We start from the raw sequence: 6,374 nt of genomic DNA, 5'->3' as shown, positions 1-6,374 counted from the left end.
CAACGAGCGAGTCAGAGAAATGACTAGGAAGGTTAGATATTAGGTTGAGTTTTTTTTTTTGCAAACAGAGGCCTGCATACGAGTTTGGCGGTTTTCTCGTGGGCCGGGAGATTGTTATAGGAGCCACCCCCGGGGCCGCCTTGCCCCTGCCGTCCTGGCCGACCCGCGGCCCCTTGCGGGCCGCTTTCGGCACGTCCAGCCGGGATGCCTCTTCGGTCTTGCTCGACCCCTGCACCATGCGGTTGATCACCGCCAGCTCCTGGGGGCTGACCTCCCGCCACTGGCCGGCCTTGAGTCCGCCCAGGGAAATATTCATGATCCTGACCCGCTTCAGGCTGGTGACCTCGAAACCAAGGTATTCCGCCATGCGCCGGATCTGGCGATTCAGCCCCTGGGTGAGGATGATATTGAAGCTGCGCGGGCCGATTTGTTTGACCTTGCAAGGCTTGGTCACGGTATCGAGAATGGGCACCCCCGCCGCCATTTTGGCCACAAAATCCTCGGTGATGGGCTTGTCCACCGAGACGATGTATTCCTTCTCGTGGGCGTTGCCGGCACGCAGTATCTTGTTGACGATGTCACCGTCGTTGGTCAGCAGGATCAGGCCGGACGAGGGCTTGTCGAGCCGGCCGATGGGGAAGATGCGCGCAGGATACTTGACCGCGTCGACGATATTGCCGGGAATGGCCTGGTCGGTGGTGCAGGTAATGCCGATGGGCTTGTTGTAGACCAGGTACACCGGCTGGGGCCTGGCACGCAGGGGCTTGCCGTTGATGGTAACCTTGTCGGCCGCGGTTACCTTGACACCCATGCCGGCCACCTGGCCATTCACCGCCACCGCCCCCTGCTCGATCAGCCGGTCGGCCTCCCGGCGGGAGCAGATGCCGGTTTCACTGATAAATTTGTTCAGGCGGGTACCGCCGTTGTCTGCTGTCATGGGCCCTGACACTCTCCCTCGGTGGCAATAAACCGGCCCAATCCGGACGGATCCAGGGCGGTTTTGCGAAAAGCGGCAGTGTAGGCGCCCGGGCCGGCCATCGCAAGCCCCTTCCCCGGACAGCTAGAGCCAGCGCCGGACCCGGGCACAGTAACCGAGGTAGGCCGGCCCGAACTTGCGCGCCAGCGCCCGCTCCTCCGCCGCTATCTGCACCCGGTTCATATAGAGCACGAACAGTCCCAGCAACAGCAGGTTGAACAGGCTGCCGAGCCAGAGGGCCCAGGCCAGCAACAGCAGCAGATCGCCCAGGTAGATGGGGTTGCGCGAGCGGCGAAAGATCCCGGTGGTCACCAGGTGCGACGCCTGCTCCGGATGAAAGGGCAGCACAGTGGTATGGGCCCGTGCCAACTGCCACGCCGCCGCCGCCATCAGCGCCAGCCCCGCCGCCAGCACCAGCAGGGCAACCCAGCCCTGGCCGGCAAAGGCCAGCCCGCCGCTCCAGCGCCGCACCAGCCACATCAGGCCGGCGATCAGCACCACCACGCCGGGGGGCGGCAGCCACAGCAGGCGGCGCAGGGTGGCCGGGCGCATCAGGACTCCGCCAGCCGCTCTTGCGGCAATGCAGGGGCGACAGGCGAGGCTCCCCCTTCCGCCACCGGCTCTTCCGGCTCCCGGTAGCAACGGGTCATACGCAAGGCCTCATACAAATCCGGGTAGAGCAGGATGCCGTCCTCCCCCACCCGGATGCCGGCCTGGTGCAGCCAGTGGGTCATCTGACTGCGCCGGCCGGCCATCAGCAGCTGGATGCCACGCCGCTTCAGCTCCTTGTGCAGTTCCCCCACCATGCTCATCACGCTGATGTCCTGATGGGTGAAGCAGGACACCGCATCGATGATCAGGCACTTGGGCGGATGGGGCTCCCGTCCCAGCAACTGCAGCACCCGGCGCTTGAAATAGGCGGCGTTGAAATAGGTGAGCGGCGAGTTGAAACGATAGATCAGCACCCCGGTCACGGCCTTGACCTCCTCGTTGTGGCCCAGGGTATGCACTACCCCCTCGTCGTTCATGCCCATCAACTGGTCCGTGGGCCGCATCACGTTGCGCAGAAACTGGAACAGCCCCAGCAGCACCGCCAGGGTGATGCCGGGGATCACCCCCATAAACAGCACGCTGACGAAGGTGATCCAGGCCAGCCAGAAGGCGGCGTTGTCAGAGTGGCGCAGCGCCCACTGGCCGCGCAGATCGATAAGCGACCAGGAGGCCATTACCAGCACTATGCCCAATGCCGCCGTGGGAATGTACTGCAGGGGCGCGGTCAGGAAAAAGGTGACCAGGGCGATCACGGTGGCGGCCACGATCGACACCAACTGGCTCTTGCCGCCGTTGGCGTCGTTGACCGCGGTGCGGGAGTCGGCGCCGCTGATGGCGAACCCCTGGGACACCGCCGAGGCCAAGTTGGCCACGCCGAGGGCCCGGAATTCCTTGTCGGCATCGATATCGTAGCCGTTCTTGGCGGCGAAGCTGCGGGCGGTGAGCATCATCGACACGAAGCTCACCATCGCCAGGTTGAGCGCCGGCAGCACCAGTTCCCGCATCAGGCCGGGCGGAAATTCCGGGATCTGCAGCGAGGGAATACCGCCGCTGATGGTTCCTACCACCATGATACCGGCGCGCTCCGGGCCCAGTCCCCACAGCAGGGCGGCGGCGACGGCCAGCGCCAGCATGCTGCTGGGCCACTGGGGCCGGTAGCGCCGGCAGGCCAGCATCACCGCCAGGGTCAGCAGGCTGATGCCCAGGGTGGGCCAGTGGATCAACGCCAGGTAGCTGGGCGCGGCGGCGATCCGCTCGATAAGCTCCGACTCGTCGAAGGTAAAGCCGAAAATGCTCGACAGCTGGCCGACCATGATGGTGATGGCCACGCCGTTCAAGAGCCCCAGCAGGATGGGACGGGACAGAAAGTCGGCCAGTACCCCGAGTTTGAACCGGCTGGCGATCAGGCACCAGAAGCCGGTCATGGCGGTCATGGTCATCACCAGTTGCCAGTGGCGGGCGGCATCCCCCGCCGCCAGGGGGGTGACCACGGCGGCGATCACCGCACAGGTGGCGGCATCGGGGCCGATGATCAGCTGGCGGGAGGTACCGAACAGGGCGTAGGCCAGCATCGGCAGTATGCAGGAATAAAGGCCGACCACGGCCCCCACCCCGGCCAGCTCCGCATAGGCGATGGCCACCGGCAGCGCCACCGCCGCCACCGACAGACCGGCGCGCAGATCCGGCAACAACCAGGCCCGCTGATATTCCAGCAGCGCCACCAACCCCGGCATCCAGCGGGCCAGGGAGAAAAAATCGCGCATTTTTCAACCACTTGCAGTTAGTTATCTCGCTTTAAGTATAGAGCGGCCGAGCGGGAAAATGCGCGAGCATTGCCACAGTTCCTGGAAACGGCGGCGCGGCTCAGCACCCGGCCAGGGCGGGACGCAGGCGCAGCCGGTCCAGCCAGCGTTGCAATTGGGGCAGCTCCGCCACCGAAATGTCCAGCCGCGGCAGGAAGCCTATCAGCACATAGGCGGCGATGTCGGCGATGGAGTAGCGAGCCCCGGCCAGATAGTCGCTCTCGCCCAGGCGTTGCTCCAGCCGGGGCAGGAAGGCCTGCAGCCGGGCCCTGGACTCCTCGCCCCAGGCGGGGACGCAGTGTTCCCGATCCCGATAGACGCCGCTCAGGTTGCGGAAGGCCTGGAAAGCGGGGATGAGTCCGTCCAGTTCGACGATGCGGTGCCACATCTCCACCCGGGCCCGGTCCAGGGGGCTGTCGCCGAACAGGGCCAGTTCATCCGGGTACAGCTCATCGAAATAGCGGCAGATGGCCACCGACTCGCACAGATAACCGCCATCGTCCAGCTCCAGCAAGGGAATGCGGCCGTTGGCACTCTTGGCCCGGAATTCGGGCGTCAGGTTTTCCCCGGCCCGTACGTCCACCTGCACCCGTTCGACCGTTATCCCTTTCTCGGCCAGAAAGAGATTCACCCGCCGGGCATTGGGCGTGGTCGCCAGTTCATAAAGCTTCATAGGATTTCCTCGTGGTTCTGGAGTCAGGGTCATGTTCTAACTAACTGTTCCGAATAGTAGATCACTACCGGCAGCGACAGGGTTCCGCTAAGCAGACCCGCCGCGCCAGGGATGGCGCGGCGGAGCCCCCAGGGATGGGTTAACGGCGCGTCTGCGTGCGGGACCCGGTCGATGTAGCACTATTAGGAGCGGTTATTTAGGTTATCCCAGTCCCCCTCGCCTGGACAGGGGACGGAGAGCTGCGGCCCGGGATGCCGTCCCGGATCGCAAAAAAAGAACCCGAACACCCAGAATGCGATCTAGGTGCCGTTTGTCACCTGTCCTCCGGCCTCCGATTATGGTTGAATAATCGCCTTTCGGCCGGATGACGGCTCTCTCCCATTTATCGACAGGCAAAGGATGGCATGACGACACGCGTTCTGATCTGTGACGACTCGGCCCTGGCTCGCAAGCAAATGGCCAGATCCCTGCCTGCGGGCTGGGAGCTTGAACTCCATTTCGCCGAACACGGCCTCGATGCCCTGCAACAGTTGCGCACCGGCGGCATCGATCTGCTCTTTCTCGATCTGAACATGCCCGAGCTGGACGGCTACGGGGTGCTGGAAGCCATCAGGGCCGAGGATCTGCCGGTGATGACCCTGGTGGTGTCCGGCGATATCCAGCCGCAGGCCCAGGAACGAGTCCAGGCCCTGGGCGCCATGGCCTTTGTCCGCAAACCCGTCGATGCCACCGAGCTGAGCGGGCTGCTGCGCCGGTACGGCCTCTACCAGCCGGCCGAAGCCGCCCCGCTGGTGCCATCAGCGGCCCCGCTCCCCGATGCCTCCCTCTCCCTGGACGACTACCTGCAGGAACTGGCCAACGTCGCCATGGGCCAGGCCTCGGATCTGCTGGCCCGTCTGCTCAAGATCTTCATCCGCCAGCCCATCCCCAAGGTGGCCCCCATCGCCCGCAGCGAACTCAGCATGGCCATCTCGGCGGCGAAAAACGGCGAGTGCTATTCCGCGGTCTGCCAGGGCTTTGTCGGGGCCGGCGTGTCCGGCGAGGCGCTGCTGCTGTTTTCGGATGCCAGCATGGCGGAAATGGCACGGCTGCTGCACTACGATGGGGACGCCGGGGCGCCGGACGTGGAGATATTGATGGACATGTCGAGCATACTGTTCGGCGCCTTCCTCAAGGGGCTGGGAGACCAGCTCGACATCCGCCTCGGACTCGGCCACCCCACCGTGCTCGGCCGGCACCAGCGGGTGGACGTGCTGCTGGAACACCACCGCCGGCAGAGCGAGCAACTGTTGTGCATCGAGATCCCCTACGAACTCGAACACCATCATATTCACTGCAATTTACTGGTGCTGCTCACGGAAGAGTCGGTCGGCCGACTGGAGCAACGCCTTTGCTACATGGCGGAGTAAGCGATGAACCTCACCGAGCAGGATGCCCATGGATTCCACTGGCTGGCGGATATGCTGGAGTCGGTCGAAATAGGACTGGTGGTGGTCGATCTGGACTTTCGGGTCCAGCTGTGGAACGGCTTTATGGAAAACCACAGCGGCCTGACCTCCACCGCCGTGCGCGACCGCAACCTGTTTCGTCTCTTCCCGGAGCTGCCCGAAACCTGGCTGCGGCGCAAGGTGGACACCGTGGTCACCCTCAACACCCGGGCCTTCACCTCCTGGGAACAAAGGCCCTGGCTGTTCCGCTTTCGCAACAGCCGCCCGGTGACCGGCACCCAGGAATACATGTTCCAGAACCTGACCATCAGCCCGCTGTCTGATCCCGACGGCAGTATCCGGCGGGTCTGCCTGATGGTGTATGACGTCACCGATGTGGCCAGCAGCCGGCTGGCCCTGGAGCAGGCCAACGAACAGCTGGCCCGGCTGAGCATGACCGACCGGCTCACCGGCCTGCTCAACCGCGGTACCTGGGAGACCCTGCTCGACGCCGAATTCACCCGCTTCCGCCGCTACGGCCAGGCATCCACCTTGGTGCTGTTCGACATCGACCACTTCAAGCAGATCAACGACAGGTTCGGCCACCTGGCCGGGGACGACGTCATCCGCCAGGTGGCCGCCATTACCCGGGACGCCCTGCGCCAGGCGGATCAGGCGGGTCGTTATGGTGGCGAGGAATTCGGCATCATACTGCCGCAGACGGATGCCGAAGGTGCCCGCATTATCTGCGAGCGGCTGCGCCGGGCCTTTGAAGCCGCGGTGGTCAGCACCCGGGAGGGCGAGATCCGCTACACCGTCAGCCTGGGGGCGGCCCCCCTGCGGGAAGGCCCGAACAGCCACATGGAATGGCTGCGTCAGGCCGACGAGGCGCTCTACGCCGCCAAGCACGGCGGCCGTAATCGGGTGGTGATGAGATAGGGCCC

6 protein-coding genes are annotated in these 6,374 nt (G+C 64.7%); 2 read left to right on the top strand and 4 right to left on the bottom strand.

What is annotated here, in order from left to right; translation table 11 throughout:
- The 4 genes from rluF to CGX12_RS10545 all read right to left on the bottom strand — a co-directional run.
- Positions 1-937, bottom strand: a 937-nt coding sequence (gene rluF, locus CGX12_RS10560) for a 23S rRNA pseudouridine(2604) synthase RluF (RefSeq protein WP_094039843.1), incomplete at its 3' end; no start/stop codon positions are given.
- Between the two features lie 123 nt (positions 938-1,060).
- Complete coding sequence (locus CGX12_RS10555) at positions 1,061-1,528, bottom strand: methyltransferase family protein (protein WP_094039842.1); 468 nt, start codon at positions 1,526-1,528, stop codon at positions 1,061-1,063.
- Positions 1,528-3,291: a SulP family inorganic anion transporter gene (locus CGX12_RS10550; RefSeq protein WP_094039841.1), complete on the bottom strand. Its 1,764-nt coding sequence runs from the start codon at positions 3,289-3,291 to the stop codon at positions 1,528-1,530. Before CGX12_RS10550 ends, CGX12_RS10555 begins: the two co-directional genes overlap by 1 nt.
- Before the next feature lie 100 nt (positions 3,292-3,391).
- Positions 3,392-4,003, bottom strand: a complete 612-nt coding sequence (locus CGX12_RS10545) for a glutathione S-transferase family protein (protein WP_094039840.1) — start codon at positions 4,001-4,003, stop codon at positions 3,392-3,394.
- 404 nt (positions 4,004-4,407) lie between these two features.
- Here CGX12_RS10545 and CGX12_RS10540 point away from each other — a divergent pair, with 404 nt between their 5' ends.
- Positions 4,408-5,412 carry a response regulator gene (locus CGX12_RS10540; protein WP_094039839.1) on the top strand — a complete coding sequence of 335 codons (1,005 nt, stop codon included), beginning with the start codon at positions 4,408-4,410 and terminating at the stop codon, positions 5,410-5,412.
- A 3-nt stretch (positions 5,413-5,415) separates the two neighbouring features.
- On the top strand, positions 5,416-6,369 hold the full coding sequence (locus CGX12_RS10535) for a GGDEF domain-containing protein (RefSeq protein ID WP_094039838.1): 954 nt from the start codon (positions 5,416-5,418) through the stop codon (positions 6,367-6,369).
- Positions 6,370-6,374: the final 5 nt, after the last annotated feature.

The sequence above is a fragment of the Zobellella denitrificans genome (genome assembly GCF_002237365.1).
GTDB classification, from domain to species: domain Bacteria; phylum Pseudomonadota; class Gammaproteobacteria; order Enterobacterales; family Aeromonadaceae; genus Oceanimonas; species Oceanimonas denitrificans.
The sequence above is the reverse complement of the archived record's forward strand: the minus strand, read 5'-3'. Positions and strand labels throughout refer to the sequence as shown.